Below are 26,158 nucleotides of genomic sequence, written 5' to 3'. Positions count from 1 at the left end.
CGTTTGGCCTAGTGTTCCGGCATGGCGAGAACGAAGGAATTCGACCCGGACGCCGCGCTCCGCTCAGCCCTGGAGCTGTTCTGGGAGCGCGGCTACGAGGCGACGTCGCTCGCCGATCTCGTCGCACACCTGGGCATCGCCCGCGCCAGCCTGTACGCCACCTTCGGCGGCAAGCAGGAGCTGTACGCGAAGGCACTGGAGCGCTACGGCGAGGAGCACGGCACCTGCCTCGTCGAGGAGCTGTCGCAGCCGGGACCCGCACTGCCCGCGGTGCGGGCCATGGTGCGGCGCTTCGCGGCGGAGTCGACGGACGAGGAGCGCCGCCGCAAGGGCTGCTTCGTGGTCAACACGGCCGTGGAGCTGGCCCCGCGTGACGCGGCGGCGGCACGCAACGTCGAGGTGAGCTGGGAGACACTGGAGACCGCACTGACCTCGGCGCTGATCCGGGCCAGGGCGCAGGGGGAACTCCCCGAGGACCGCGAGCCCCGCGCGCTGGCGCGCATGCTGCTGGTCCTGATGCAGGGCATGCGCGTGGTGGGCATGGGCTCGCACTCCCCCGCCCGGCTGCGCGACGCGACGGAGCAGGCACTGTCCCTCCTGGACTGACCCCGCCCGCCTCCACTCCCACACAGCACCCTCTTCCGAGGGTGCTCTCTTCACCCAAAATTCAAGACCGATCGTTCTAGAAAACCATCCCGTACCGAGCCACACCGAGGAGACCCGTCATGACCGCTCGCGCACGCTTCGCAGGCCGCACCGCACTCGTCACCGGAGGCGGCACCGGCATCGGCCGTGAGATCGCACTCGCCTTCGCCAGGGAGGGCGCCCGCGTCGTCGTCTCCGGACGCACCGCCGCACCCCTCAAGGAGACCGTGGCCCTGATCGAGACGGAGGGCGGCGAGGCGGCAGCCGTCACCGCCGATGTCACCCGCTCCGAGGACACGGCGGCCCTCGTCCGCGAGACCGTCGACCGCTTCGGCGGACTCGACGTCGCCGTCAACAACGCGGGCGTCTTCGTGCCCCCGGCACCCGCGGCCGACATCCCCGAGGAGGACTGGCGGCGCGCCCTCGACATCAACCTGACCGGCACCTGGCTGGCGCTGAAGCACCAGGTCGCCCGCATGCGCGTCCAGGAGGGCGGGGGCACCATCGTGAACGTGTCCTCGAACCTCGGCGTCCACAGCAGGCAGCCGGGCCTCGCGGCCTACGTCGCCAGCAAGGCGGCGCTCGGGGCGCTGACCCGGAACGCCGCGCTCGACCACATCGGCGAGGGCGTCCGCATCAACACCGTCAGCCCCGGCAAGGTCGACGCGCCCATGTCCACGCTGCCCGGCGAGACGCCGGAGGAGAAGACGGCGCGGATGCGCACCTCGATCCCGAGGGGGCGCGCCGCGCACACCGCCGAGATCGCGGCGGCTGTGCTCTACCTCGCCTCGGACGAGGCGGGCTCGACGGTCGGCGCGGACCTCGTCGTCGACGGCGCCAGCACGGCCTGACCCCCGTCGGCGGACCCCGGCACCTGGCCGGGCTCCGCCTCCCGGCCGCCCCGCGCCCGCTCGCGCCGGGCGGCCAGCCACACGTAGACCAGCACCCCGGCGAAGAGGAACAGCACACCCTGGTAGACGGCCGCGTAACCGGCGCCCGCGACCAGCCACAGCGAGAACCCGAACGCGGCCAGCGCCAGCACCGCGTCCCGCACCAGCCGCCCGGAACGGACCCGGGCGCCACTGCCGGAGAAGAGGAAGTAGAGCTGGGCCGCCGTCGAGAGGAGATAGGGGACGGTGGCGGTGAAGGTGGTGATGAGCACCAGGCTGTTGAAGGCGCCGCTCGCGCCCCCGCTGAAGTTGGCAACGGTCAGCAGCGAGGCCAGCACGGCGCCGACGAGCACACCGACCGTGGGCACGCCCCGGCGCCTGCGCTCGAAGACCTTCGGGAAGAGGCCGTCCCTGGCCGCCGCGTAGGGGGCCTGGGCGCTCAGCAGCGTCCAGCCGTTGAGCGCGCCGACCATGGAGACCAGTGCGGCGCAGGCGATGACCGTACCGCCCCAGGAGCCGCCGAACATGGCATTGACCGCGTCCGAGAACGGCGCCGTGGAGCCGACCAGCTTGTCGTGCGCGACGAGCCCGAACACGGAGACCGTGCCCAGCAGATAGACGGCGGCGGCGCCGACGGTGCCCAGCACGCTGGCGCGCCCGACGTTGCGGCGCGGGTCGCGGACCTCGCCCGCGCTCATCGCCGCCGACTCCACGCCCAGATAGCTGAACAGCAGGATCGCCGCGGCTGCCGTGACGCTGCCCAGGGCGCCGTCGCCGCTCGCCTCGAACGGCCCGAGGTTGTCCGCGTCGAAGAAGAACAGGCCGCCGACCGCGACGAGCAGCAGCGGGACGAACTTGAGCACTGTGGCGACGACCTGGACGGCGCCGACGTAGCGGGTGCCCGCGAGGTTGGCCAGCGCGGGGAGCCAGATGATCACGAGTGCGGCGAGGACGGTCTGCCACGTCGAGCCCTGCACGGGCAGCAGCACGTCCAGGTAGCCGACGGCGGCCACCGCGAGCGCGGCGTTGCTCACCCACGTGGTGATCCAGTACGACCACGCGCCGAGGAACCCGGCGAAGTCGCCGAACGCGTCGCGCGCGTACACATAGGGGCCGCCCGTGCGGGGGTTGCGCTCGGCCAGCCGCCCGAAGACGAGCGCGAGCGCGACGGCGCCCACCGTCAGCACGACAAAGGCGACCAGGCTGACCGTGCCGTACGGGGCGACGGAGGCGGGCAGCATGAAGATGCCGCCGCCGATGATGTTGCCCATGACCAGCGCCGTCGCGGTCGGGAGGCCGAACCGCCGCGCGTGCGGTGACCCCTCCCGGGGCGGGGCAGGGGGTGGGGTCGTCATGGGGCCGAGCCTTTCGGTGCGGAGGCGTGTGGCCGGGCCCTCGTGGGGTGGCCGTGCGCCGGTGGCGGGCGCGCTCGGGGTGCGCTCGCCGGTGTCCGGTTGGGGGGCTTCCATGTTCGGATGCCGAACAGGCTCCGCAAAATCGTCCCGTAATCTCCTCGCGCCGAGGCGCCCACCTGAAAATATTGCGGCGGATCCGAGCCCTGACCGCATTTCCTTCGGGGGTGTTGCGCGGGACGGTCCCCTTCGCGGGGTGCGGAAGGAAACGGTGGGTTCCCGCTTCACGGGGGTGTTGCACGGGACGGTTGGCCTGTGTGGTGCGCACTGTAGGGTCCCGCGCTGATTTTTGTGCCGCAGCACGCCTGGGCGGGGTCCCTTGCGCGGGGCGGTTCGCCGTATTCCGGGTGCGGCTGTGTGGCTACGGCGCGGCGTGTGGTACCGGTTGTTCGCGGCTGGCGCCGCGTGATTCTTGGTGCCCGACGGTGGCCGTGTGGGGTGCGTGTTCTTGGGTGTCCGGTGCCGCGGTGGGGTGTCTCCTCGGCGTGAAGCTTTCGTTTTCGGCTTTCGGCCGGTGACTTTCTCGACCTGCGGGGACACCCCACCCCGTCCCCGTCCCGCCGGTGGCCCGCTTCCGCTCCGGGTGGGCTGAGCCCGGCCACATCCCCGGCGCGGGACCTGCGGTCCCCACTCCCCGGGCCGACCGTCCCGCGCAACTCCCCCTTCACGGGGTGCGCCTACCCGATTGCCCCCTGGGGTTTCGTTCGCGGCCGCGGGCCGGTGGGTGGGTTGTGCCCACCCGTTCCGCCATGCGGAACGCCTGCCCACAACAGTGGTGCTGAGCCCGTACCGCCAGGTGCGGGCACACAGCATGGGGACAAGCGGAGGGGGCACCGGCGGATAGTTGGCCACCGGGTGGGAGGGGACGTGGTGGGGTGTCCCCGCAAGTGGTGGCGACGAGTATGTACAGGCAGCCGAAAAGCCGACCCGCACTTGTCGCCGCCCGAGGAGACACCCCACCGCGGCACCGACCCCCACCACACACCAACCCCACACGCCCACCGGCACAAGCCAACAACCACGCGGCGCCAGCCACACCGCACCGCAACCACACACCGCGCCGAAGCCACCGGCCCGCACCCGGAATACGGCGAACCGCCCCGCGCAAGGGACCCCGCCCAGGCGTGCTGCGGCGCAAAAATCAGCGCGGGACCCTACGGTGCCGATTTCACGGGCCAGCCGTCCCGCGCAATACCCCCGTGAAGAGGGCAACTCGCCGTTTCCTTCCGCCCCCCGCGAAGGGGACCCGCCGCCTCCGCGAGCCAGCGTCGCAGCACCCGGTGCACGCTCTCCGCGCCGACCAGTTCCCCGTCCGTCGGGGCCGAGAGGGCGAGCGGTGACAGCAGGAAGGCCCGGTTCTGTTCGCCGCCCAGGCCGCCGTGGGAGCCGATCTGCTCCTCGAAGGCGTGGACGCGGCCCGTACGGGGCTCGACGGCGGAGTTGACCATGATGTCGGCCGCGTGCGGGAAGCCCGCCGTGCGCCGTACCGCGTCGGCCGCGCCGGGCCCGAACGGCTCCAGCGGGTCGCGGCCCCCGACGATCTCCCCCGTCGCCAGCCGGTGCTCCGCACCGCCGGACCCGAGCACGACGGCCCCGTGCTCCTCGCTGCGCACCAGCAGGAATCCGATGCCCTGGTGGCCGGCGAGGGCACGCAGCAGCGCGGGATGGCGCGCGTCGAGCTGTTCTCTGGACATGCGGCCCGGCACGTCGGGGAACGAGACGAGGCCGAGGTTGCCCGAGGCCAGCACGACGGGGCCCGCCGTCCTGGGCGGCTTGCGCGGCGGCTCCTGGCCGCACTCCTCGGGCCGGTGCAGCGCCGCGCGGGCCGCGGCCCGCGCCTCGCCCCCGCTGAGCGTGCGCCCGGCCTTGCGCGGCACGGGCAGCCCGCAGCCCGCGCGCACGAGGTTCTCCAGCGTGAGCCCGTAGGCGCTCTCGAAGGTCTCGCCGTGGCTCTGCCCGTGGTCGGACAGCAGCACCAGGTGGTACGGGCGCGGCGCCTTCTCGATGACCTTCGCGATCAGCGCGATGGAGCGGTCCAGGCCCCGCAGCACCTGCCGGATGTCGCGCCCGCGCGGACCCGAGTGGTGGGCGACCTCGTCGTAGCCGACGAGGTCCGCGTAGACGGCGGTGCGACCGCTGAGGATGTCGCCGAGCACGGCGGCGACGACCACGTCCCGCTCCACGACCGTCGCGAAGGCCCGCACCACGGGGTACAGCCCGCCGCGCCCGACGCGCGGCCCCTTGCCGCGCAGCCGCGCCCTGACCGACTGCCCGATCTCCCGCAGCACCTCGGCGACGAAGGAGACGGCGGTACGGGTGGCGTTGGCCGGGTCGGAGAAGTAGGCGAAGTACCCGGCGCGGGAGCGGTTCTCCCTGCCCCTGCGCACGGAGACCGACAGCACGAGCGCGGCCTGCCCGGCGCCGCCGCTGAAGAGGTTGCCCCGGCTGGCGCCGTCCAGCGCGAGCAGTCCACGGTCCCCGGTGCGCTCGACGGCCCGGCGCTGGAGTTCGGCGGCGCTGGTGGGCCGGTTGCTGACGATGACCTCGCCGGTCTCCTTCTCGTACCAGCGGAAGGCGGGCACGTCCTCGTTGCTGCCGTGCAGGATGCCGAGCTGGCTGCCGCCGGTCTGGCTGGACCAGTCGGTGCGCCACGGGGTGAGGCGGTGCGAGCCCGTGGCCATGGCGGCGACGGTGGGCATCAGCGGGGCCGAGCCGTCGGGCGGCTCGATCGCCTCGCGCAGCACCTCGTGGCCGAGGCCGTCGAGCTGGAGGAAGACGGTGCCCGGGGTGCGCGGCCCCTCCCCCGTGTTCGTGCGGCGGCGGTCGCGGTCGGCGAGCCGGGAGAGGCGGCGGCGGTAGGCGCCGTCGTCCCGCACGGTGAGGAAGGTGCTGGCCGCGGAGGAAGCGGCGGACATGACGGCGGCCACGACGACGGCGGTCTCCGGGTCGGCCGAGCCGTGCCCGTACGGGATGAGGGACAGCGCGAGCAGCAGCAGCGAGCCGTTGAGGAAGAAGACCAGCAGCCCCAGCACCAGCGCGGGCACCAGGAGCAGGGCCCGTACGAGGACGGGCCACACCAGGGCGCTCAGCAGGCCGAAGACACCGGCGCCGATGGCGGCGGTGATGCCGATGAGGGTGGCGCTGTCGCCGTCGGAGGACTGGAGCCGGAAGTCGGGCAGGATGCCCGCGAGGACGAGCATCGTGACGGTGCTGACCGCCCATACCGCGAGTATCCGCAGCGCAGCGGCGCCCAGGCGCCGCCAGGGTGGCAACCGCAACCGCAGCCGCACGCCCGCCTCCTCTTCTTCCTCGTCTCCGCTCCGCCCGGCGCGCGGCCCGCCCGCGTCCGGCCCCCGCACACGCGGGACATTCTCCACTTTTTCACAGCGTCTACGGGGGCGGGGGCCCGCCCTGGGGCGGGGTGCCCGCGTCGGCCCCGGGCCCGGAGGTCCGAGCGCTTACGCTCGTAGGCGCGCCCTCGGCCGTCACCCGCAGCGGGACGGCGAGGTCGGCAGGCGAGGCGAAGGGAGAGAGTCCGTGCCGGTGGAGGTCACGTGGTGGGGGCATGCCACCACGACGGTGCGGGACTCGGGGGTGACCGTGCTGACGGACCCGCTGCTGGTGCGCCGCATGGCGCATCTGCGCAGGCGGCGCGGCGAGCTGCCGCCGCCCTCCGCCACCCGCGCCGACCTCGTGCTCGTCTCCCATCTGCACGCCGACCACCTCCACGTCGGCTCCCTGGCCCGGCTGGCGCCCGGCACCCGGGTCGTCGTGCCGCGCGGCGCGAGCAGGGCCGTGCCCGGGCTGCGGCGGTTGCGGCAGCTGCTGGACGTGGTCGAGGTCGAGGCGGGCGAGGAGGTCGGCGCCGGTTCCGGTGCCGACTCCGGAGCCGTGACCGTGCGGGCCGTGCCCGCGGCGCACGACGGGCGGCGGCTCAACTACGGCCCGCGCCTCGCCGCCGCGCTCGGCTATGTGATCACGGGCGAGGCCCGTACGTACTTCGCCGGTGACACCGGGCTGTTCGACGGCATGGCCGAGGCCGTCGGCCCCGTGGACGTGGCGCTGCTGCCCGTCGGCGGCTGGGGCCCGTATCTGGGCGAGGGGCACCTGGACGCGGGGCGCGCCGCGCGGGCCCTCGCCCGCCTGAACCCGAAGAGCGCCGTGCCCGTCCACTACGGCACCTACTGGCCGATCGGCATGGACGCCGTCAGGCCGCACGAGTTCCACGCGCCCGGCGACGAGTTCGTCCGCCTGGCGGGGCTGCTCGCCCCCGATGTCGCCGTGCACAAGCTGGCGCACGGCGAGCGCGTACGGCTGGAGGCCGCCAGGTGATCGACCGACTGGCGGACCTGACGGAGCTGGCGGAACTGACGGAGCTGGGCGGCTTCGGCCAGGCACTGCTCGCCGACGCGGCACGCGCCGCCGTCCCGCCCGAGTCCACCCAGCAGGCCGTCGGCTACCCCTCGCTCTTCCTGCTGGTGGTGCTCGGCTCGCTGGTGCCCGTCGTGCCGACCGGGGCCCTGGTGAGCGGCGCCGCCGTCGTGGCGCTGCACCAGAGCGTGCCCGTGGTCTCGCTGCTGGAGGTGTTCGGGCTGGCCGCCTTCGCGGCGTTCCTCGGGGACGTCGGGCTGTACTGGCTGGGGCGGCGCGGGGTCGGCTCGAAGAACGGGTCGCGCTGGCTGGAGCGGCTGCGCGACCGTGCCGCGCCCGAGCGCCTGGCCCAGGCGCAGGACAAGCTGCGCGCGCACGGGGTGGCCGTCCTGGTGCTGTCGCGGCTGATCCCCGCCGGGCGCATCCCGGTCATGCTGGCGTGTCTGCTGGCCCGCATGAAGCTGCGGGAGTTCGTGCGCGGCGACATCCCGGCCTGCCTGGCGTGGGCGGTGACGTACCAGGTGATCGGCGTGGTCGGCGGCTCGCTGTTCCCCGAGCCCTGGGAGGGCGTCGTGGCGGCCGTCGCGCTGACGCTGCTGATCAGCGCGGTGCCCTCGCTGTGGCGCCGCGTGCACGGGGCACCGCAGCGAGGGGCGTGACGGGAGGGGCACGACGGCGGGAGCCCGGGGCCGGTCCGACGGGATCCGGCGGGATCCGACGGGATCCGACAGGAGGGGCCCTGGCCCGTCAGCCGCCAGCTGTCAGCCGTCGGTCCAGCACGCGGGACGCGCCCACCGGCAGGTCCCACAGCTCCTCGCGCGGGCGCCCCGTCGCCTCCCACGCCGCACGCACCCGCTTCAGCGGGTCGAGCGGCGGCTCGCCCGAGAGCAGGAAGGTGCCCCAGTGCATGGGTGCCATCGCCCGCGCGCCGACGTCCTCGCAGGCGCGGACCGCCTCCTCCGGGTCGGTGTGGACGGGCCGGAGCATCCAGCGGGGGTCGTAGGCGCCGATGGGCAGCAGCGCGAGGTCGATGTCCGGGTAGCGCCCGCCGATCTCAGCGAACCAGTGCCCGTAGCCGGTGTCGCCCGCGAAGTACACCCGCTGGCCGAGCGGGTCGGTCAGCACCCAGCCGCCCCACAGGGAGCGGCAGGTGTCGGTCAGGGTCCGCTTGGACCAGTGGTGCGCGGGGACGAAGTCGAAGCGGACGCTGCCGCCGCCCCGCGCGGGCAGCTCGGCGCCCTCCCACCAGTCCAGCTCGGTGACCCGCGTGAAGCCGCGTCTGCGGCACCACTTGGCGAGCCCGGCGGGCACGAACAGGGGCGTGGAGCGCGGCAGGCGGCGGAGGGTGGGGGCGTCCAGGTGGTCGTAGTGGTTGTGCGAGATGACGACCGCGTCCACGGGCGGCAGCTCCTCCCACGGCACGCCGACCGGCGTGACCCGCGCGGGAGTGCCCAGGATGCGGCGCGACCAGACGGGGTCGGTGAGCACGGTGAGCCCGCCGACGCGCACCACCCAGCTCGCGTGCCCCGCCCAGGTGACGGCGACCGTCGAGGCGTCGACGTCGGGCACGGGGCCCGGCTCGTACGGGAGCCGTGACACCTCGCGCAGCGCCTCGGCGCCGGGGCGCATCGAGCCCTCGCGGGCCATCCGCGTCATGGCGCGCACGCCGGGCAGCGGGGAGGTCAGCCGGTCGGCGAACGAGCGCGGCCACAGGCGGCGGGCTCCGAGTGGGTGCGGCGCGGGGAGCGCGGGCCGCGTGCCGGGGTCCGTGGCGACGCCATGGCCGTGCCCGTGCCCGTGCCCGCGCCCGTTCTCGTCTCCGTGTCCGTCTCCGCGCTCGTGCCCCGGCAGACGACGCGGGACGGAGGGGCCGGGACCGGAGCCGCCGTCGCCCGAGCGCTGATCGGTCTGTTCGGTCATCTATTCAGGGCTCCCATCTGTGAGATCGGTGAGCGCCGTACGCACTTTCCGCAACGCCCGTGCGACGCCGGGCAATTCCAGCGGCTCTGAAGTGGTGAGTGAGAGCACACCGGCGGCATCGCCCGAGGCCAGCACCTCGGTCGACACGCGTACCCTCAGCGCCCGCGGATCATCACCGAACCGGTGCCCTCCGCTCGCGTACGGGCCGAGGCGGCGCACCAGTTCGGCCTCCAGCCCCGCGGCGTCCTTGATCCCGCGCGAGGCGAGCCGGGGGCGCAGCGGCTCCAGGTCGGCGTAGAGGTGGCGCCCTGCGTGCGGCGGGCGGCACAGCACCCCCGCGTCGCCGAGCGCGCGGGCGAGGGCCGCCGCCAGCGCGCCGTGTGCGCGGGCCGCCGCCGTCCGCGCCTCCCGCAGCGGCGCCGCCTCGGACAGCGCCTCGGCAGCCGCGGCGGCGACGGGCTCTGACAGCTCCGTGTGCAGCACCTCCAGCACGTCCCGTACCGCGTCCGACAGCTCCCCGCCGCGCTCCGTCCCCGGGAAACGCGCGACGCCCGCGTGCAGCCCCGGCGGCAGCAGCGCGGGCACGAGCCCGGTGAGGACGACGACGGAGTCGCCGTGCGGGCCGCCGCACAGCATCTCGGCGGGGCTGACGACGACCGTGTCGTGCGGGTCGTGCGAGGTGTCGCGCCAGCTCTCGTCGCTGACGATCAGCAGCCCCTCGTCGGCTGCCGCCTCGCAGACCTCGTGCAGCAGCTCGGGCGGCGCGGCCGTGCCGGTGGGCTCGTCGGCGACGGACAGCACGAGCACTCTCGGGTCCTCGCCCTCGGCGCGGGCCCTGCGCACCGTCTCCAGCAGCGCGAACGGATCGGGCACGCCCCCGCACTCGGCGGGCACGGGCACGGTGTGCAGGGGGCGGCCGAGCAGACGGGCCTGCGGGGCGTGCCAGGCCGCGCTCGGGCGCGGCAGCAGGACACTGCCGGTACCGGGACGTGCCGGTGCCTCCCCCGCGCCCGGCCCCACACCGGCACCGGAACGGGGACCGGAACCCGCGCCCGCACCCGCACCCGCGAGGATGCCCGCGCCGCCGCCCGTCGCCGCGAGGACGGCGAGCAGCAGCACCGGCGCGCCGGGCGCGACGACGACCTGCCGGGGTTCCGTGTGCATGCCGCGCCGCCGCCAGTACCCGCAGGCGGCCAGCGCCGTGGCCGAGTGCCGTGCGCCGGGCACCTCGGGCCCGGCGTCGTCACCGGGCGCACCCGTGAAGCCCGGGGAACCGGAAGGAGGGGTGTGGGTGTGCCCTGAGTCCCCGCGCCCGCCCCGGTCACCGTGCCCGCCCCGGTCGCTGCGCCGCATGCGTCCTTGCCTCCGCCGCTATCCGTACATCAGACAATTCTGCAACCAACCCGTCCACCTTCGCAGAAGGGCAGGAAACGGGCACGCGACGACACGTGAGGACACCCGCCGCTACGGCGTCCGGCTCATCCTCCGCAGTTCCTCCTCGGCGCCGCGCCCGCGCGTACTGACGAGCGCCTCGGCGAGGTCGTACAGCTTGCGGTTCGTGCGCTGGGACATCCGGCGCAGAAGGGCGAACGCCTCGTCCGCGGCGCACCCGACCACGACCATGACGATCCCGCACGCCTGGTCCACCACAGGCCGGGACCGCAGCGCCGAGTCGAGCTGCTCGACCTCGGCGAGCGCCTCGCGGTAGCGCCTGTCCCGCACCAGGACGGTGGTGGCGAGGTCGGCGAGGAGCGCGGCGCTGCCGGTGACGGCGTCGGCGAGGCGGTACGGGCGGAAGGAGAAGACCGTGATGGTGAGCGCGAGGCCCTCACGGCGGTACGGGAGCGTCGCGCTCGAACGCAGCCCGGCGTCCAGGGCCTTGGCACGGTAGGCGGGCCAGCGCGTCTCGTGGAGCAGATCGTCGGCGCTGACCGGCTCGCCGCCCGACAGCGCCTCGGGTATGGGCCCCTCGCCGGATTCGAGCTGGAGCCCGACCAGCCCGGAGAGGTCGGGATGGGTGACCGCGAGCGGGACGTCGGGGGCCGCGCCCGCGTCCGCGCCCGGCGTGTAGCTGGCGGTGACGGCGGCGGCGCAGCAGTCGGGCGTGCACCGGGCTGCCTCCTCGGCCAGATGGGCGAGACTGCGCCCCTGGGACGTCTCCCCTGGTCCCTCGTCCGTCTCCAGCGAGACGCGGTCGGCGGGGAGCGACGTGGCGGATCGCGGAAGCTTCACATGCGAGCGGCTGCCCAGCGGGGGTGATCAGAAAACGGACGGACGCACACACCCTCGGCATGGATCTCATGGAATCTCCGTGAATGAGCCGGAGATATGGGCCGGGCACGTCCCCAGCGGCTACGTTGAGCTGCATGGCCGACGTGGAGGAGTACGGCGCCGATCTCGCGGCGTTCCGCAGGCGCGTCGAGGAACTGCGTACCGCACGAGCGCTGCCCTCTTCGGAGGCCCTGCCCGCCCTCGACGCGGCGCTCTTCGAGCTCCAGCACGCCGCCGAGGTCCTGTGGCCGCGCTACGAGGAGCTGGCCGCCGCGGGCAAGCGCAACGGCGGGCGCGACGACGCCCATGAGCACCAGTTGCTGCGCGCCCTCTTCCAGCGGCTGCCCGTGGCGGTCGCGCTGCTGGACAGGGACGGGGTGGTGCGGCGGCTGAACGTGGCGGCCACCCAGCTCTTCGGGATGCGCCCCGGCTATGCGACGGGGAGGGCGCTGGCCGGTTCGTTCACCCACGAGGGCCGCCCCACCTTCCGCTCGCAGGTCGCCGCTGTCGCGCGCGGCGAGGGCGCCCGCAGCCTGCACGTGCAGCTTCTGCGCCCGCCGGACCGCAGCTCGCCCCGCAGCGGCGCGCTGCGGGCCACGCTCACGGCGCTGCGTCCGCCGCAGGAGCCGCGCACCGCCGTGCTGACCGTCTTCCAGACGTGCGGGGACGCCGCCCCGTCGGCACCGGACGGCGGCGGGCCCGCCGCGGTGCGCAGGGAGCCCGCGACCGCCGAGCAGCCCGCGACCGCGCGGCCCGCGCTGACGGAGATGACGCGGCACGCCGAACTCCTGGACCTCATCGACGACATGGCCACCGCGCTGCTGACGGCCCCGCCCGCGCGGGACGCGGTCGCGGCGCGGGCCGCCGCCGTGCTGTACGGGCGGTTCGCCGACTGGGTCATCCTCGACACGGGCGGCAAGAGCGAGTCCCTGTGCCGCTCGGCCGTGCTCGCCTCCAGCGGTGAGGTGCGCGACGCCGTCTCGGCCCAAGTGCCCGCCGCCTCGCCCGTGGTGGCCGATGCCGTGGACAGAGGCGCCGGGGTCCTCCAGGCGCGCCTGGAGGACCCCGATGCCTTCGGCTGCGACGAGACGGGGGCGCCCCTGCTCGTGCGCGCCGAGGCCAGCTCCCTGCTGTGCGTCCCGCTCTCCACGGGGACGACGGGCACGGAGCCGGACTCGGGGCCCGACAGCCCCAGCACCGTCCAGGGGGCGCTGACCCTGCTGCGTACGGGCGGCAGGAGCGCCTTCGAACTGGCCGAGGCCGGGGCCGTGGACCGGATGGCACGGCATATCGCGTTCGCGTTACGCCGCAGCGAGATGTGAGCTTCCGGCGTCTCCCCCGCCCTGGCTGTCGTCGGTCTCGCTGTGCGCGGCATCGGCGGTGTCCGCCGGGTCCGCTTCCCCCTCGCGCTCCGTCGCCGCCGACATCTCCGTCGTCTGTCCAGTGGCGGCGGCCACGGGGGCACCGTCGGGGGTGCCGTCCTTCGTCCGGTCGGCGTGGTCGGGGACCCGCCGCACGTCGTCCTCCAGCTCGTCCTCGCGCTCGCGCTCCAGGTCGGCCTCGACCTCCTTGTGGATGCGGGTGCAGGTACGGCTGATGAGGCGGGAGACGTGCATCTGCGAGATGCCGAGCTGCTCGGCGATCCTGCTCTGCGTCATGTCGCAGAAGAAGCGCAGGTACAGGATGCGGCGCTCGCGCTCCGGCAGCCGCCGCAGCCGGGGCTTCACGGACTCGCGGTAGACGACCCGGTCGAAGCCGGGTTCGGGGCTCCCCAGGGTGTCGACGAGCGCGTAGCCGTCGTCGGCGCCCGGGAGTTCCGCGTCCAGGGACAGGGTGCTGTAGCTCTCCAGCGCCTCCATCCCGATGGTGACGTCCTCCTCGCTCAGCCCGCAGTGCTCGGCAATCTGTGCGACGGAGGGGGTGTGCCCGTCGAGCGAGAGGCTCAGCTCGCGGATGCTCACCCGGACGCGGTTGCGCAGTTCCTGGACGCGACGGGGCACGTGCAGCCCCCACATGTGGTCGCGGAAGTGCCGCTTGATCTCGCCGACTATCGTCGGCACGGCGAAGCTCTCGAAGGCGCTGCCACGCGACGGGTCGTAGCGTGCCACGGCCTTGACCAGGCCGAGCGCGGCGACCTGCTGAAGATCCTCCAGCGCCTCGCCCCGGTTGCGGAAGTGCCGGGCCAGCCGCGAGGCCATCGGCATCCAGGCTCGCACCACGCGCTGTCGCAGTTCGTCCTTCTCGGGCCCGTCGGGCAGTTCCGCTATGCGGCGGAAGTCGGCGGCGGTGTCGGGGGCGTCGTCGTGCGGGTGTCGTGCGTGCTTCGCACGGGGGCGTACGGTCGTCATGGCTTCGCTCTCTCCCCATACACGGTGGACTGTGGTTCGAGCGGTCACCGCGGGGCAGGCACAAGCGGGGCAGGCGTGCAGAGCGCACCATCACGCATCACTGCCGCTCCCGCGGATGTGCCTTCATTCCGAAGCACGACAGTTCGGGTGCCCCTGCACGCAGAGGGCAAACGTGGCCGCTCTCCGCGCAGTTGAGAAGTGACTCCCGTGCGCCCCCTGCCACGCCCCGCCCCTCTCAGGACCGCCCGCGCACCACTCCCGTGCGGCGTGTTTCCGCCCCCGCCGGCCGGTTACCCGCGCCCTTGTCCGCCGAGCGGAGCAGCGCCGGTCGAGCGGGGCCGAGCAGCGCCGAAGAGAGGAGCGTCATGTCCGAGAAGGTCTCCGACCACATCCTCGCGCGGCTGCGCGAGTGGGGCGTCGAGCACGTCTTCGGCTACCCGGGCGACGGCATCAACGGACTGCTCGCCGCCTGGGAGAGGGCCGGGAACCAGCCCCGTTTCGTCCAGGCGCGGCACGAGGAGATGTCCGCGTTCCAGGCCGTCGGCTACGCCAAGTTCAGCGGCGGCCTCGGAGTCTGCGCCGCTACCTCGGGGCCCGGCGCCATCCACCTCCTCAACGGCCTCTACGACGCCAAGCTCGACCACGTCCCCGTCGTCGCGATCCTCGGCCAGACGGCACGCTCAGCGATGGGGGGCTCGTACCAGCAGGAGGTCGATCTCCACTCCCTCTTCAAGGACGTGGCCTCGGCGTACCTGGAGACCGTCACCGTCCCCCAGCAACTGCCCAACGTGCTCGACCGGGCCATCAGGACCGCCTACGCGCGCCGCGCGCCCACCGCCGTGATCGTCCCGGCCGACGTGCAGGAACTCGCCTACGAGGCACCCGGGCACGAGTTCAAGATGGTCCCCTCCAGCCTCGGCAGCAGCGAGTGGACGGCAGCGCCCGACGAGGAGGCGCTGGAGCGCGCGGCCGAGGTCCTCAACTCCGGCCGGAAGGTGGCCATCCTGCTCGGACAGGGCGCCCGCCAGGCACGCGCCGAGGTCGAGGAGACCGCCACCCGGCTCAACGCCGGGGTCGCCAAGGCGCTGCTCGGCAAGGACGTGCTCCCGGACACCCTCCCGTACGTCACCGGCTCCATCGCCCTGCTGGGCACCCGGCCCTCGTACGAGCTGATGCGCGACTGCGACACCCTGCTGACGATCGGTTCCAGCCTTCCCTACAGCCAGTTCCTGCCCGAGTTCGGCAAGGCACGCGGCGTCCAGATCGACATCGACCCGCACATGGTCGGGATGCGCTACCCGTACGAGGTCAACCTGATCGGCGACGCACGCGCCACCCTGCGCAGGCTGCTGCCCAAGCTGCGCCACAACGACGAGGGCCTGGAGTGGCACGAGAAGGTCATGGCCGACGTGGACCGCTGGTGGGAGGTCATGCGGCGCAGGGCGGAGGTGTCGGCCGACCCGGTCAACCCGGAGTACGTCGCGCACTGCCTCGACCCGCTGCTCCCGGACAACGCCGTGATCACCGCGGACTCCGGCTCCACCACCAACTGGTACGCCCGCCATCTGCGTCTGCGCGGCGACATGCGCGCCTCCCTCTCCGGGACGCTGGCGACGATGGGCTGCGGTGTGCCGTACGCGATCGGCGCGAAGTTCGCCCACCCGGACCGGCCCGTGCTGGCGCTGGTCGGCGACGGCGCCATGCAGATGAACGGCATGGCGGAGCTGATCACGGTGGCCAAGTACCGCTCGGCGTGGGAGGACCAGCGGCTGGTCGTCGGCGTGTGGAACAACCAGGATCTGAACCAGGTCACCTGGGAGATGCGCGCGATGAGCGGCTCCCCGCAGTTCACCCCCTCGCAGGGGCTGCCGGACGTCTCCTACGCGGCGTTCGCGCGCTCGCTGGGGCTCACGGGAATCCGGGTCGAGAAGCCGGAGGACGTGGAGCGCGGCTGGCGCGAGGCGCTGGCGGCCGAGGGGCCCGCGGTCGTCGAGTTCCTCACCGACCCGTCCGTCCCGCCGATCCCGCCCCACGCCACCTGGGACCAGATGGAGGCGACGGCCGCCTCCATCCTCAAGGGCGACCCGGCGCGGGGCTCCGTCATGAAGCAGGGACTGAAGGCGAAGGTCCAGGAGTTCCTGCCGGGCGCGAAGCCGCATCCCTCGGCGGGGCGTGAGCGGGCGCGGGAGGAGGGCGACGGCTGAGGCCGACCCGTCGTTTCGCTCTCGCGCGCGGGGGTAACCGCCCCCGCATCCGCGAGGATTGGGGCAGCACGCCATGCCTGAGAGCGACGGCAAGCAGCGACAGCGCGGCGCCCACCGCGCGAACGGTCAGGGGGACGGCCCGCTCACCACGGACCAGGGGGTGGTGGTCGGGCAGCCCGACGGCTCGGTCAGGGCCGGGGAACGGGGCCCGACGCTCCTGGAGGACTTCCACTTCCGCGAAAAGCTCACCCACTTCGGCCACGAGCGGATACCCGAGCGGGTGGTGCACGCGCGGGGCTCGGGGGCCTACGGGTACTTCGAGCCGTACGAGTCCTGCGCCGCTCACACCCGCGCCGCCTTCCTGCGCGATCCGGCCGTCCGTACGCCCGTGTTCGTCCGCTTCTCGACCGCGCAGGGCCCCCGCGGCTCGGCCGACACAGTGCGGGACAGCCGGGGCTTCGCCGTGAAGTTCTACACGTCCGAGGGGAACTTCGACCTCGTGGGGAGCAGCTTCCCCGTCTTCTTCGTCCAGGACGGCATCAAGTTCCCCGACTTCGTTCACGCCTTCAAGGGTGAGCCCGACAGCGGGATGCCCACCGGGGCCTCGGCGCACGACACTCTCTGGGACTTCGTCTCGCTCCAGCCCGAGACACTGCACGCGGTCATGTGGCTGATGTCGGACCGGGCGCTGCCGCGCAGCTACCGGATGATGCCCGGGTACGGGGTGCACACCTTCCGGCTCGTCGACGCGTACGGGAACTCGACGTTCTGCAAGTTCCACTGGAAGCCGCTGCTGGGCGTGCACTCGCTGGTGTGGGACGAGGCGCAGGAGTGCCAGGGCCGGGACCCGGACTTCCACCGGCGCGATCTGTGGGAGGCCATCGCCTCGGGCGAGTACCCGGAGTGGGAGCTGGGGGTCCAACTGGTGCCGGAGGAAGAGGAGTTCGCCTTTGACTTCGACCTGCTCGACCCCACCAAGGTCATCCCGGAGGAGCAGGTCCCCGTGCAGCCGGTCGGCCGGATGGTGCTGGACCGCAACCCGGACAACTTCTTCGCGGAGACCGAGCAGGTGGCCTTCCACGCCGCCAACGTCGTGCCCGGCATCGGCTTCACCGACGACCCGCTGCTCCAGGCCCGCCTCTTCTCGTACATGGACACGCAGCTCAACCGCCTCGGCGGCCCCAACTTCGCGCAGCTACCCGTCAACAAGCCCCTGGCGCCCGTACGGACGACGCAGCGCGACGGCCGTCACCAGTACGCGCTGCACAGCCAGGTGAGCTACACACCGCACTCGCTGGGTGGCGGCTGCCCCGCCGAGCCGGAGAAGCAGGAGGAGCAGGAGAAACCAGAGAAACCGGAGAGTTCCAACGGGGTCTTCCTGCATCACCCGGAGCGGCTGGGCGGGACGAAGACCCGGCGGCGCAGCGGCAGCTTCGCCGACCACTGCTCGCAGGCGGCGCTGTTCTGGCACAGCGTCGGCGACTGGGAGAGACGGCACATCGTCGAGGCGTTCCGCTTCGAGCTGGGCCGGGTCGGCTCGGTGGCCGTGCGGGAGCGGATGGTGGCGCGGCTGGGCGACGTCGACAGCGGGCTGGCGCGCGCCGTCGCGGAGGGGGTGGGGGTGCCGGTGCCGGAGGAGCGGGGGCGAGGGCGGGGGCCGTCGGGCGCTCCCGAAGTCACCTCGCCCGCGCTCGGCCTGGAGGCGGCCAGGGGCTCCGGGTCGATCCGTACGCGACGGGTGGCCGTGCTCGTCGCGGACGGCGTGGACGCCCGGCAGGCCGACGCGGTGCGGGACGCGCTGAAGGAGCGCGGCGCGGTGGTCGAGACGCTCGGCCCCCGCGCGGGCGAGGTCCACGGCCACGACGACGGCAGCGCCTGCGCGGCAGACCGCGCGCTGCCGACCGTCGCCTCCGTGCTGTACGACGCCGTACTGCTGCCCGGCGGGTCCGGCGACCCGCTCGCGCCAGGCACCGGGGACGCCGACGACCACGCCGCCGCCCGCTTCGTACGGGACGCCTACCGGCACGGCAAGCCCGTCGCCGCGCTCGGCTCCGGCATCGGCGCGCTGGCCGCGCTGGCGCCGGAGGAGCTGCGCACGGCGGACGACGGGGGCGGAGGCGGGGACGGCACCGTCGTGGACCACGGTGTGGTGACGGACGCTGCGGTCGGCGCGGTGACCGAGGAGTTCGTGTCGGCCTTCGCCGATGCCATCGCCGCGCACCGGCACTGGGGGCGACCCCGGATGCCCCGCTGAGGGCGCGCGTACGGCCCGTCCGAGCGGTGCCGGGCGCGGCACGCCGGACCATCACGCCAGCACGACGGCACCAGCTTGGGCGGCGGGGCGCTGACTCCGGGAGCCGGAGCAGCGGCACCCCCGCCAGCACAACGGCCTCCGCCTCGACGCCAACACGGCACCGGCCGCCAGCCGCTGCACCCGAGAACCGGAACGGCTACACCCCGCCAGCACAACGGCAACGGCGGCGAGCCGCCGTATCCCGGGAGCCGGGGCAGCGGCACCCCGGCCAGCACAACGGCACCGACATGAGCGTCAACGCGGCATCGGCCGCCAGCCGCTGTATCCGAGAGCCGGGCGACGCCCCCAGCACGACGGCAACGGCGGCGAGCCGCCGTATCCGGGAGCCGCGCCAACCACACCCCGCCAGCACGACGGCACCGGCATGCCCGGCCGGGCGCTGGCTTCGGGAGCCGGGGCGGCGGCGCCCCGTCAGCGCGGCATCGGCGGCGGGGCGCTGGCTTCGGGGGCCGGGTCGGGGGCGGTGACCCAGCCCGCGACGAGGACCAGGCCCGTCGGGCGGTGTACGGCCAGGAAGCCGAACGGCCGGTCGAAGCGCGCGTGGACCAGCCTGGCCCGCGCCTGCGGTACACCCGCGGCCGAGGCCGCCATCGCGGTGACGGCCGCCGCGTAGAAGCCCTCCGCCGTGAACGAGGCCGTGACGGACTGCCGCGCCGAGCCGAGGGCCAGCGGGAAGGAGCGGCTGACGCCGGCGAAGTGCCCCGTCGGCGCGCCGAGGTCGCCCGCGTGGGAGAGCCCGAACGGTTCCGGTTCCCGCAGCAGGTCGTGCGTGGCCGACACCGTGAAAGGCACCGTCCGCACGGACAGCTTCGGCGTCTCGTCCCAGCCGGTCGTCTCGCTGACGGTGACGCCGGGCCCCGCCTCCCCGTACGGCAGCTCAGGGCCCGGCACGATCCACGGCGCCCGTGCGGGCATGACCGCGCCGACGGCAAGCACCGAGGCCGGTTCCGCTTCCGGCTCCCCGAGCAGCAGGTGGACGTCCACCTCGTCCTCGCCCTCGACGCGGAACCGGGTGACGGCGCCCGCCGGGGTGGCGGCGACGGCGATCTCGTCCAGGTCCGTGCCCACCCGGAACATGTCGGCGAGCCGCCGCCCGGCCCACGGCCCGCTCTCGGGCACCATCCCGCCCCAGCCGGGCTCGAACGACCTGGCCCAGCGCGTGCGCACCGTGAGCGCGCTCGCCAGCACGAGCAGCGTGTCCGGGGTGATCTCGACGGGCATGGCCGGAATCTGCCCGCCGGTGTTCGACGAGGCCCAGTCGTCGAGCCGCGCGCGGTCCGTCTCGCGGTCCCCGGTGAGTTCGCCGTGCGCGAGGGGCGGCAGCGCGCCCGCCCACTCCGGTTCCAGTGCCAGCACGTCCCGCGTCCACAGGCCGAGGGCCGCGTCCACGCCGGGGATGCGGCGCAGCTGGGCGACGAGGTCGCGTGAGCGGCGGGCCGCCTCGCGCGCTGCGAGGTCGAGGTCCCACGCGTCGGCGGGTGCGGCGGGCTCGGGCGTGGCAGGTGCGGTGGCCGGGTCCGGTCCGTACGCGTCCGTGTGCGTGCCCAGCGCGTGCGCGAGTTCGGCGCGCGCGGGGCCGTGTGCCCCCGCCGTGAGCGAGGCGAGCAGCGGCCACAGTCCGGCGGCGGTGAAGACGGTGCCCTCGTCGCGGAGGGCGTGCCGGGCCCAGCGCGCGGTCAGCGCGTTGACCGCGCGCACCATCGCGCCGTGGTCGGGTGCCATCGCGTACGGCACGCGGGGGTCAGGGCCCGCTCGTCCCGTGCCACTCCCCGTCGTGTCGCCGCCGACCGTGCCGTGGTCCGTCCCCGTCATGTACCGCCCCGTTGCTCGCCGTTGCCTGCCGTGCCCCGCCGTTCCGTCGGCGGCGGTCCGAGCATACGGACGGACGTACGGACGCATGCGCGGAGGGCGGCGCCGGACACCGGCGAGGGGACGGGAAGAGGACCGACCGGCGCGTCCCGTCTCGCACCGGTCGGCCCTCGTTTGCGGTCGCGGCGTCACCACCGCGCCGTGGGCGGGCCGTCGTCACGCCCTGTGGTGCGGAGTCCCGGGGTCGGTCTCCGTCGGCACGGGCGGGGGTGTCGTCGGCGCGGGCGGCACGCCGCTGCCCGGCGGCGGAACCGCGCCGGGCGGGGCGACCGCGCCGGGCGTGGGCGTGGTGGGCGGTGCGGGGGCCGCCGTGGTCGCCGCGCCGGTGGCGTCCGCCGCCGTACCCGTCGCGTCTCCGGCCCCGTCGTGCGAGGTACGCGAGGTCCGTGACACACCGTCACCCGCGCCGGACCTGTCACCGCGCGCCGCGGAACGCAGCGCGTAGGCCAGTGCGAACAGGGCCGCCGCGACGATGAGGAAGGCCGCCCAGCCGGGGAGTACGAGTGCCAGCACCAGCGCGATCGCGATGGCCAGCGCTGCTCCGCCATAGAGGGCCGAGGCGGCGGCTCCGCCGTTCAGCCGGACCGTACGCCGGAACGCCTGCGCCCGTATCTCCTCGCGCAGCTCTTCCTCGATGGCGTGGAACTGTTCGCGGACTACCCGTGCCACCGGCTCGGAGAGTTCCGCGGCCGAGGCGGCGGCGCGGGACGTGCCCGCCCTGGGATAGATCGCTTTGTCAGTCATGCGGCCCGAGTACCCGTTCGAAGCCCGCCAACCCTCGGGCGCCCGGCGGCCGGTGCCCACGCACGCGCACGCGCTCCGGGCGCGGGGTCCCTGATTCCCCGCGCCCGGAGCGCTCTCCCACAAAGGCCGGGCCGCTCTCGCTCTCGGCCGCGCCCCGGGTGCCCCGCCCGTCACAGAACAAACGCGCCCCGCGCCGGTGTCCGCCCCCTCACGCGCTCACGCCTCACGCACTCACGCCTCACACGCTCACGCCTCCCGTGCCCGCGCGCCCTCGCGGGTGCGGCCGGAGGACACGACGCGCAGGGGATTGCGGCGCAGGTACTCGCCCTCCAGCTCGGCCGTACGGGTGCTGTGCGCGGCGAGCGCGTCGGCAGAGCCGTGCAGCAGGGTGTCGTGGCGGGTGCGGTGGATCGTCTCCAGTTCCTTGATGAGCTGTGCGTCCGACAGCTCACCCGGGTCGACTCCGGTCATCGTTCTCGTCCCTTCCGTCTCGTGTACGGGGCCACGGGTACCCGTTCCACGCCGTCCACCGGGGAAGACACGGAACCGGATCCGTCACGGAAAGGGATCAGCGCCCGAGCCCCGAGCCCCGACCCCCAGGCGTAGCCACGCACGGACCGGGTACCCGCCCGAGCCCCGTACGCCGGAAGAGCTAAGGCAGGAGCGATGGCAGAGTTGGTAAGGGACGTCATGACCCCGGCCGCCACCTCGGTGCGGCCCGACGCCTCGCTGGTCGAGGCCGCACAGCTCATGCGCGCGCAGGACATCGGGGACGTCCTGGTGACCGAGGCCGGGCGGCTGCTCGGGCTCATCACCGACCGGGACATCGCCCTGCGCGCCGTGGCCGACGGCGCCGACCCGCTGACCGTGAGCTGCCGCTCGGTGTGCACGCCCGAGCCGGTGACGGTCGCGCCGGACGAGGACGTGAGCACGGCCGTCGATCTGATGCGGAGTCACGCGGTGCGCAGGCTGCCCGTGGTCGAGAACGGCCGCCCGCTGGGCTTCGTCACCATCGGCGACCTGGCCGGGGTGCGGGACGCGGGCGCCGTACTGGCCGACATCAGCCGCGCCGAGCCGCGCGGCGGCGAGAACGGGGTACCGGCCTGACCGGGCAGGGCCTGTCCGGGCCGCGCCGCCCCGGACGGGGAAACCCCGAGCCGAGCGCCCCCGCCGGGCGGGAACCGTCCGGCCTCCTGTACTCCGCTGCACCGGACCCGGGTCCGGGAACCGTGCGGCTGCCCCGGGCCCGGGCCCCGCTCTGGCGGAAGGGCCTCCACTGGCGCACCTGGCGCGAGGTGGACCGTGCCGCGTTCCGGCTCGTGGCCACGCGGCACTGGCCGGGCGCCGAGGACGTGCTGCCCCGCCTCAGCCGGAGCGCGAACCACGGGCGGCTGTGGTTCGCCGTCGCCGCCGGGATCGCCGCGAGCGGCAGCCCGCGCGCCCGCCGCTGCGCGGCCCGCGGCATCGCCTCGCTGGCCGTCGCGTCGGCGACCGTCAACACCCTGGGCAAGCGCTCGGTGCGCCGCGCCCGGCCGCTGCTGGAGGGAGTGCCCCTCGTACGCCAGCTACGGCGGCAGCCGATCACGACCTCGTTCCCCTCCGGGCACTCGGCGTCGGCAGCGGCCTTCGCGACGGGTGTGGCGCTGGAGTCCCGGCGCTGGGGCGCGGTGGTCGCGCCCGTCGCCGCTTCGGTGGCCTTCTCGCGGGTCTACACGGGTGTGCATTACCCGAGCGACGTGCTCGCGGGTGCCGCGCTGGGCGTCGGCGCCGCCTTCGCCGTACGGGGCGTGGCGCCCACTCACTCCCAGCTCCCGCCCACGGCGCGCCCGGTGGCCGAGGCGCCCGCGCTGCGCGAGGGCAAGGGGCTCGTCGTCGTCACCAACGCGTCCTCGGGCCCCTCTGGACGCACGGCAACCGCCCCCGAAGCGGACGACGCCGACGACGCACCGCAGCAGGACGCGGGCGGCGACGCGCGGGTCCCGGTGGCCGAGAGCGCCGAGGACACGTCGGCCGCCGAGGTGCGGAGCGTGTTACCGCGCGCCGAAGTCGTCGCGTACGGGCCGCGGGACGGCGCACTCCGCGACGTGCTGGAGGAGGCGGCACAGCGCGCGCTGGCCCTCGGTGGCGCGCTGGGCGTACACGGCGGGGACGGTTCCGTGAACGCGGCGGCCACGGTGGCGGCCCGGCACGGGCTGCCGCTCGCGGTGCTGCCCGGCGGGACCCGCAACCACTTCGCCTACGACCTCGGCATCGAGTCGGCCGACCACACCGCGCGGGCCGTGACCGCGGGCGAGGCCGTGGCGGTCGATCTGGGCCGCTTCGCGCCCGTCGGCCCTGACGGCGGGCCAGGTGAGGGACCCTCCGGGTACTTCGTGAACACCTTCAGCCTCGGCTCGTACCCGGAACTGGTGCGGCTGCGCGAACGCTGGGCGCCGCTGATGGGTTCCAGGGCCGCCGGGGTGCTGGCCGCCTGGCACGTGCTGCGCACCTCGCGCCCGGTGGAGGCCGGGGTCGCGGGGCGGCAGCGGCCGCTGTGGCTGATGTTCGTGGGCAACTGCACCTACCGGGGCGTCGGGCTCGCGCCCGTGCGGCGGCACGATCTGGCCGACGGGCTGCTGGACGTACGGACGGTGCGCGGCGGCAGGTTCGCGCGTACCCGCCTGCTGTCGGCGGCCGTCGCGGGCGCGCTGGGCAGGCGCTCACGGCGCAGCTCGGCGAAGCTGCGCAGCCTGCTCGTCACGGGGCTCCCGGAGGGGTCGCATCTGGCGTACGACGGTGAAGTCGCCGAGGCGCCCGGCCAGTTGCTGCTGGACAAGGAGCGCGAGGCCCTCGTCGTCTACCGTCCGATGCCCGACTGACCGTCGACGGAAGCGTCCATATAGCGAAACACTCTTGCTCACATGCCAAGACACGGGCGTACGGTGCCGTCATGGCAGACCAAGAGACCGCCGTCTACACGCACGGCCATCACGAGTCCGTCCTGCGCTCGCACGAGTGGCGCACGGCGGAGAACTCCGCCGCGTATCTGCTGGGGTCGCTCAAACCCCATATGCAGGTCCTGGACGTGGGCTGCGGCCCCGGCACGATCTCGGCCGACCTCGCCGCGCTCGTGCCCGAAGGGCATGTCACGGCCGTCGACGCGGCGCCGGGCGTGCTGGAGCGGGCCCGTGAGACAGCGGAGGCGCGCGGCCTGGAGAACATGACGTTCGCGACGGCGGACGTCCACGCGCTGGACTACCCGGACGACACCTTCTGCGTCGTCCACGCGCACCAGACGCTCCAGCACGTCGGCGACCCGGTGCGGGCGCTGCGCGAGATGCGCCGGGTCTGCAAGCCGACGGGCTATGTCGCGGTACGGGACGCGGACTACGCGGGCATGTTCTGGTACCCGCGCGTGCCAGGGCTGGACCGGTGGCAGGAGCTGTACCGGCGGGTCGCGCGCGCCAACGGCGGGGAGCCGGACGCGGGCCGCCACCTGCACGCGTGGGCCAGGGAGGCGGGCTTCACCGACATCACCGCGTCCGGCTCGCTCTGGCACTACCGCACGGAGCCGGAGCGCGCGTGGTGGAGCGGCCTGTGGGCGGACCGCACGGTCGCCTCCTCCTACGCCGACATCGCGCTCGGGGGCGGCCACGCGTCGCGGCAGGAACTGGAGGACGCGGCGGCGGCCTGGCGGGAGTGGGGGGCGCACGAGGACGCCGTGTTCTTCGTCCCCAACGGAGAGATCCTCTGCCGGGCCTGACGTGCGCGCATGTCCCCAACTAGGCTCGCGCCCATGGACATTCTGGGGACCTCACTGCGTGTCTGCGTCGACGATCTGGACAGCGCGGTGCCGGTGTACGAGAGACTGGCGAACGCCGAAGCGGTGCGCTTCCAGCAGGGGCCCGTCGCGGTCGCGGCGGTCGGGCCCTTCTTCTTGATGAGCGGCCCGGAAGGGCACCTCGAAGTGCTGCGCAAGATCGTGGCCACGCTCGCGGTGAAGGACGTCGACGAGGCGGTGGCGGACCTGCGGGCCGTGGGCGCCGAGATCATCGCGGGCCCGAAACCCACGCCGATCGGCCGCAATCTGCTGGCCAGGCACCCCGACGGCAGCGTCTTCGAGTATGTGGACCGCCAAGAGGGCGCGGCCTGACACGACCCGCACGGTGACGGGGCCGTATCCGTATCGCGGTACGGCCCCGTCGCCCTGTCATTCCGTCAGGCCCGCCGGCCCGTCACTTCACTTCCAGCACCAGCTTGCCGCGCGTGCGGCCCGCCTGGCTGAGGTGCCACGCCTCGGCGGCCTCGGCCAGGGGCAGCACGCGGTCCACGTTGACGGTGAGCTTGCCCGCGTCGGCGAGGGCGCCCAGTTCGGCGAGCCCCGCGCCGTCGGGGCGGACCCACACGTAGTGCGCGCCCTTCGAGGGCGCGTCGGAGTCGGCGATGGACGCGACCCGCTCGGGCTTGGTCACCACCTGCTGGGAGACCTCGACGGCGTCGCCGCCGACGAGGTCGAGCGCGGCGTCCACCCCGTCGGGCGCCAGCTCGCGCACGCGCCCGGCCAGCCCGTCCCCGTAGGTGACGGGCTCGGCGCCGAGGCCGCGCAGGAAGTCGTGGTTGCGCTCGCTCGCGGTGCCGATGACGCGGGCGCCCGAGGCGACCGCGATCTGGGTGGCGAGGGAGCCGACGCCGCCCGCCGCCGCGTGCACGAGCACCGTGTCGCCCGCGCCCACGTCCAGCCGCCGCAGCGACTGGAGCGCGGTGAGCCCCGCGAGCGGCAGCCCGGCCGCCTCCGTCCAGCTCAGCGAGGCGGGCTTGGGCGCGAGCATGCGCACATGCGCCGAGACGAGCTCGGCGTAGGTGCCCTTCTGCGCCCAGTCCTTGCGTACGTACCCGACGACCTCGTCGCCGACGGAGAACTCGCCCGCGTCGAGGCCCACCCGCTCCACGGTCCCGGACACGTCCCAGCCGGGCACGAGCGGGAAGCCCACCTCCATGAGCGGGTCGAGATACCCGGCGGCGAGCTTCCAGTCCACCGGGTTCACCCCGGCAGCCCTCACCCTGATGAGGACTTCGCCGGGTGCGACCTTCGGGTCGGGGAGTTCGGTGAGGCGGAGCGCGTCGGGGCCGCCGTACTGCTCTAGTGCGATTGCCTTCATGCACGGCACAACGGCGGACCGGACGCGCACAT

General features: G+C 74.3%; 20 protein-coding genes and 1 pseudogene. 11 read left to right on the top strand and 10 right to left on the bottom strand.

The annotated features are described in order from the left end of the window. Nucleotides 1–21: 21 nt before the first annotated feature. Together ACWGJ2_RS00475 and ACWGJ2_RS00470 are read left to right on the top strand one after the other, a co-directional pair. Complete coding sequence (locus tag ACWGJ2_RS00475; protein ID WP_453343674.1) at nucleotides 22–606, top strand: TetR/AcrR family transcriptional regulator; 585 nt, start codon at nucleotides 22–24, stop codon at nucleotides 604–606. Nucleotides 607–725: 119 nt separating this feature from the next. Then, nucleotides 726–1,496 carry an SDR family NAD(P)-dependent oxidoreductase gene (locus tag ACWGJ2_RS00470; RefSeq protein WP_453343673.1) on the top strand — a complete coding sequence of 257 codons (771 nt, stop codon included), beginning with the start codon at nucleotides 726–728 and terminating at the stop codon, nucleotides 1,494–1,496. Here ACWGJ2_RS00470 and ACWGJ2_RS00465 read toward each other — a convergent pair. Together ACWGJ2_RS00465 and ACWGJ2_RS00460 are read right to left on the bottom strand one after the other, a co-directional pair. Further along, nucleotides 1,424–2,890 carry an amino acid permease gene (locus ACWGJ2_RS00465; protein WP_453343672.1) on the bottom strand — a complete coding sequence of 489 codons (1,467 nt, stop codon included), beginning with the start codon at nucleotides 2,888–2,890 and terminating at the stop codon, nucleotides 1,424–1,426. The two genes, ACWGJ2_RS00470 and ACWGJ2_RS00465, sit on opposite strands and share 73 nt — an antisense overlap. Before the next feature lie 1,211 nt (nucleotides 2,891–4,101). After that, a complete protein-coding gene (locus tag ACWGJ2_RS00460; protein ID WP_453343942.1) occupies nucleotides 4,102–6,231 on the bottom strand; it encodes a phage holin family protein in 2,130 nt (709 codons plus the stop codon). 253 nt (nucleotides 6,232–6,484) lie between these two features. Between ACWGJ2_RS00460 and ACWGJ2_RS00455 the strand changes: the two genes are divergently transcribed. Both ACWGJ2_RS00455 and ACWGJ2_RS00450 read left to right on the top strand, forming a co-directional pair. Beyond that, nucleotides 6,485–7,279, top strand: a complete 795-nt coding sequence (locus ACWGJ2_RS00455; protein ID WP_453343671.1) for an MBL fold metallo-hydrolase — start codon at nucleotides 6,485–6,487, stop codon at nucleotides 7,277–7,279. Nucleotides 7,280–7,323: 44 nt separating this feature from the next. Then, nucleotides 7,324–7,977, top strand: a complete 654-nt coding sequence (locus ACWGJ2_RS00450; RefSeq protein WP_453343941.1) for a DedA family protein — start codon at nucleotides 7,324–7,326, stop codon at nucleotides 7,975–7,977. A gap of 88 nt (nucleotides 7,978–8,065) precedes the next feature. On the opposite strand, the gene ACWGJ2_RS00445 is transcribed toward ACWGJ2_RS00450, so the two are convergent. The 3 genes from ACWGJ2_RS00445 to ACWGJ2_RS00435 form a co-directional block, all read right to left on the bottom strand. Then, nucleotides 8,066–9,238, bottom strand: a complete 1,173-nt coding sequence (locus ACWGJ2_RS00445; protein ID WP_453343670.1) for an MBL fold metallo-hydrolase — start codon at nucleotides 9,236–9,238, stop codon at nucleotides 8,066–8,068. Next, a complete protein-coding gene (locus ACWGJ2_RS00440; RefSeq protein ID WP_453343669.1) occupies nucleotides 9,239–10,591 on the bottom strand; it encodes an aminotransferase class I/II-fold pyridoxal phosphate-dependent enzyme in 1,353 nt (450 codons plus the stop codon). A gap of 111 nt (nucleotides 10,592–10,702) precedes the next feature. Further along, complete coding sequence (locus ACWGJ2_RS00435) at nucleotides 10,703–11,470, bottom strand: ANTAR domain-containing response regulator (RefSeq protein WP_453343668.1); 768 nt, start codon at nucleotides 11,468–11,470, stop codon at nucleotides 10,703–10,705. Nucleotides 11,471–11,604: 134 nt separating this feature from the next. Here ACWGJ2_RS00435 and ACWGJ2_RS00430 point away from each other — a divergent pair, with 134 nt between their 5' ends. Then, nucleotides 11,605–12,831 (top strand): PAS domain-containing protein, encoded by a 1,227-nt coding sequence (locus tag ACWGJ2_RS00430; protein ID WP_453343667.1) that lies wholly within the window; start codon nucleotides 11,605–11,607, stop codon nucleotides 12,829–12,831. A 231-nt stretch (nucleotides 12,832–13,062) separates the two neighbouring features. Here ACWGJ2_RS00430 and ACWGJ2_RS00425 read toward each other — a convergent pair. Next, nucleotides 13,063–13,857, bottom strand: a pseudogene (locus tag ACWGJ2_RS00425) (SigB/SigF/SigG family RNA polymerase sigma factor); the annotation flags it as partial. 365 nt (nucleotides 13,858–14,222) lie between these two features. Between ACWGJ2_RS00425 and ACWGJ2_RS00420 the strand changes: the two are divergent. Together ACWGJ2_RS00420 and ACWGJ2_RS00415 are read left to right on the top strand one after the other, a co-directional pair. After that, entirely contained in the window at nucleotides 14,223–16,061 is a 1,839-nt protein-coding gene (locus ACWGJ2_RS00420) for a thiamine pyrophosphate-requiring protein (protein WP_453343666.1), read from the top strand. Nucleotides 16,062–16,134: 73 nt separating this feature from the next. Further along, nucleotides 16,135–18,315, top strand: coding sequence for a catalase (locus ACWGJ2_RS00415; protein ID WP_453343665.1), 2,181 nt, complete (start codon nucleotides 16,135–16,137; stop codon nucleotides 18,313–18,315). A 471-nt stretch (nucleotides 18,316–18,786) separates the two neighbouring features. Here the strand turns inward: ACWGJ2_RS00415 and ACWGJ2_RS00410 are convergent, their stop codons facing one another. From ACWGJ2_RS00410 to ACWGJ2_RS00400, 3 genes are all read right to left on the bottom strand, one after another. After that, a complete protein-coding gene (locus ACWGJ2_RS00410) occupies nucleotides 18,787–20,187 on the bottom strand; it encodes a serpin family protein (protein ID WP_453343664.1) in 1,401 nt (466 codons plus the stop codon). Between the two features lie 213 nt (nucleotides 20,188–20,400). Further along, nucleotides 20,401–20,988, bottom strand: a complete 588-nt coding sequence (locus tag ACWGJ2_RS00405) for a phage holin family protein (protein WP_453343663.1) — start codon at nucleotides 20,986–20,988, stop codon at nucleotides 20,401–20,403. 246 nt (nucleotides 20,989–21,234) lie between these two features. Continuing rightward, nucleotides 21,235–21,459 carry a DUF6158 family protein gene (locus tag ACWGJ2_RS00400; protein WP_453343662.1) on the bottom strand — a complete coding sequence of 75 codons (225 nt, stop codon included), beginning with the start codon at nucleotides 21,457–21,459 and terminating at the stop codon, nucleotides 21,235–21,237. A gap of 195 nt (nucleotides 21,460–21,654) precedes the next feature. Here ACWGJ2_RS00400 and ACWGJ2_RS00395 point away from each other — a divergent pair, with 195 nt between their 5' ends. The 4 genes from ACWGJ2_RS00395 (at nucleotide 21,655) to ACWGJ2_RS00380 (ending at nucleotide 25,120) form a co-directional block, all read left to right on the top strand. Beyond that, the gene (locus ACWGJ2_RS00395) at nucleotides 21,655–22,095 is read left to right on the top strand and encodes a CBS domain-containing protein (protein ID WP_453343661.1); all 441 of its coding nucleotides are present in this window, start codon (nucleotides 21,655–21,657) and stop codon (nucleotides 22,093–22,095) included. Between the two features lie 188 nt (nucleotides 22,096–22,283). Continuing rightward, complete coding sequence (locus ACWGJ2_RS00390; protein ID WP_453343940.1) at nucleotides 22,284–23,846, top strand: phosphatase PAP2 family protein; 1,563 nt, start codon at nucleotides 22,284–22,286, stop codon at nucleotides 23,844–23,846. Between the two features lie 71 nt (nucleotides 23,847–23,917). After that, on the top strand, nucleotides 23,918–24,730 hold the full coding sequence (locus ACWGJ2_RS00385; protein WP_453343660.1) for a methyltransferase domain-containing protein: 813 nt from the start codon (nucleotides 23,918–23,920) through the stop codon (nucleotides 24,728–24,730). 33 nt (nucleotides 24,731–24,763) lie between these two features. After that, nucleotides 24,764–25,120: a VOC family protein gene (locus tag ACWGJ2_RS00380; protein ID WP_453343659.1), complete on the top strand. Its 357-nt coding sequence runs from the start codon at nucleotides 24,764–24,766 to the stop codon at nucleotides 25,118–25,120. An 82-nt stretch (nucleotides 25,121–25,202) separates the two neighbouring features. Here the strand turns inward: ACWGJ2_RS00380 and ACWGJ2_RS00375 are convergent, their stop codons facing one another. Next, nucleotides 25,203–26,126: an NADP-dependent oxidoreductase gene (locus ACWGJ2_RS00375; protein ID WP_453343658.1), complete on the bottom strand. Its 924-nt coding sequence runs from the start codon at nucleotides 26,124–26,126 to the stop codon at nucleotides 25,203–25,205. Nucleotides 26,127–26,158: the final 32 nt, after the last annotated feature.

Source organism: Streptomyces sp. NPDC054796 (assembly GCF_053611545.1).
The sequence above is the reverse complement of the archived record's forward strand: the minus strand, read 5'-3'. Positions and strand labels throughout refer to the sequence as shown.

Coding starts and splice junctions, on each gene's coding strand:
- ACWGJ2_RS00475 (WP_453343674.1), top strand. CDS start 22: ATGGCGAGAACGAAGGAATTCGACCCGGACGCCGCGCTCCGCTCAGCC.
- ACWGJ2_RS00470 (WP_453343673.1), top strand. CDS start 726: ATGACCGCTCGCGCACGCTTCGCAGGCCGCACCGCACTCGTCACCGGA.
- ACWGJ2_RS00465 (WP_453343672.1), bottom strand. CDS start 2,890: ATGACGACCCCACCCCCTGCCCCGCCCCGGGAGGGGTCACCGCACGCG.
- ACWGJ2_RS00445 (WP_453343670.1), bottom strand. CDS start 9,238: ATGACCGAACAGACCGATCAGCGCTCGGGCGACGGCGGCTCCGGTCCC.
- ACWGJ2_RS00440 (WP_453343669.1), bottom strand. CDS start 10,591: ATGCGGCGCAGCGACCGGGGCGGGCACGGTGACCGGGGCGGGCGCGGG.
- ACWGJ2_RS00430 (WP_453343667.1), top strand. CDS start 11,605: ATGGCCGACGTGGAGGAGTACGGCGCCGATCTCGCGGCGTTCCGCAGG.
- ACWGJ2_RS00420 (WP_453343666.1), top strand. CDS start 14,223: ATGTCCGAGAAGGTCTCCGACCACATCCTCGCGCGGCTGCGCGAGTGG.
- ACWGJ2_RS00415 (WP_453343665.1), top strand. CDS start 16,135: ATGCCTGAGAGCGACGGCAAGCAGCGACAGCGCGGCGCCCACCGCGCG.
- ACWGJ2_RS00410 (WP_453343664.1), bottom strand. CDS start 20,187: ATGACGGGGACGGACCACGGCACGGTCGGCGGCGACACGACGGGGAGT.
- ACWGJ2_RS00405 (WP_453343663.1), bottom strand. CDS start 20,988: ATGACTGACAAAGCGATCTATCCCAGGGCGGGCACGTCCCGCGCCGCC.
- ACWGJ2_RS00400 (WP_453343662.1), bottom strand. CDS start 21,459: ATGACCGGAGTCGACCCGGGTGAGCTGTCGGACGCACAGCTCATCAAG.
- ACWGJ2_RS00395 (WP_453343661.1), top strand. CDS start 21,655: ATGGCAGAGTTGGTAAGGGACGTCATGACCCCGGCCGCCACCTCGGTG.
- ACWGJ2_RS00385 (WP_453343660.1), top strand. CDS start 23,918: ATGGCAGACCAAGAGACCGCCGTCTACACGCACGGCCATCACGAGTCC.
- ACWGJ2_RS00380 (WP_453343659.1), top strand. CDS start 24,764: ATGGACATTCTGGGGACCTCACTGCGTGTCTGCGTCGACGATCTGGAC.
- ACWGJ2_RS00375 (WP_453343658.1), bottom strand. CDS start 26,126: ATGAAGGCAATCGCACTAGAGCAGTACGGCGGCCCCGACGCGCTCCGC.